At 68.4% G+C, this 1,403-nt stretch carries 1 protein-coding gene; it reads left to right on the forward strand.

All coding sequences use genetic code 11. The features are described 5' to 3' along the window. A partial coding sequence (locus AC0IWM_RS23655; protein ID WP_471759110.1) for a homospermidine synthase occupies positions 1 to 1,403 on the forward strand: 1,403 nt, incomplete at both ends.

A 1,403-nucleotide genomic window follows, 5' to 3' on the forward strand; every position in this document is an offset into this window, starting at 1 on the left:
GGCCGCATCACCGGCCCCATCGTGATGATCGGCTTCGGCTCCATCGGGCGCGGCACGCTCCCGCTGATCGAGCGGCACTTCGAGTATGACAAGGCCCGCTTCACGGTCGTCGAGCCCTCCGACGCGCACAAGTCCCTGGCCGACAAGCATGGCCTGCGCTTCGAGCAGGTGGCGCTGACCAAGGAGAACTATCGCGACGTGCTGACGCCGCTGCTCACGGAAGGCGGCGGCCAGGGATTCTGCGTCAACCTCTCGGTCGACACCTCGTCGCGGGCGATCATGGAGCTCTGCCGGGAGCTCGGCGCCTTCTACATCGACACCGTCGCGGAGCCGTGGCCGGGCTTCTACTTCGACAAGAACAGGAGCCAGGGCGACCGGACCAACTACGCCCTGCGCCAGGACATCCTCGACGCCCGCACCGCCAGCCCCGGCGGCACCACCGCCGTGTCGTGCTGCGGCGCCAATCCCGGCATGGTGTCGTGGTTCGTCAAGCAGGCGCTCCTGAACGTTGCCGGTGATCTCGGCCTGAAGACCCCCGAGCCGAAGGATCGTGCCGGCTGGGCCGCGCTCATGCGCGAGGTCGGCGTCAAGGGCGTGCACATCGCCGAGCGCGACACCCAGCGCGCCAAGTCGGCCAAGCCCATGGGCGTCTTCGTCAACACCTGGTCGGTGGAAGGCTTCGTCTCCGAGGGCAATCAGCCGGCCGAGCTCGGCTGGGGCACCCACGAGACCTGGATGCCGGAGAACGGCCGCGAGCAGGAGAAGGGCTCGCGCTGCGCGATCTACCTGCTCCAGCCCGGCGCCGACACCCGCGTGCGCTCCTGGACGCCCACGGCCCAGTCGCAATACGCCTTCCTCGTGACCCACAACGAGGCCGTATCGATCTCCGACTACTACACGGTGCTGGAGGGCGAGCGCGCCGCCTACCGGCCGACCTGCCACTACGCCTACCACCCCGCCAACGACGCGGTGCTCTCGCTGCACGAGATGTTCGGCAATGGCGGCAAGGTCCAGGAGACGATCCACATCCTCGACGAGACCGAGATCGTGGACGGCATCGACGAGCTCGGCGTCCTCCTCTACGGCCACGCCAAGAACGCCTACTGGTACGGCTCGCAGCTCTCCATCGAGGAGACCCGCCGCATCGCCCCCTACCAGAACGCCACCGGCCTGCAGGTGACCTCGGCCGTGCTCGCCGGCATGGTCTGGGCGCTGGAGAACCCGGAGGCCGGCATCGTCGAGGCCGACGAGATGGATTTCCGCCGCTGCCTCGAGGTGCAGAGCCCGTATCTCGGCCCCGTGATCGGCGTCTACACCGACTGGACGCCGCTGACAGGCCGCCCGGGCCTGTTCCCCGAGGACATCGACACCAGCGATCCCTGGCAGTTCCGCAACGTGCTCGT

This window comes from Methylobacterium sp. AC433 (genome assembly GCF_979253015.1).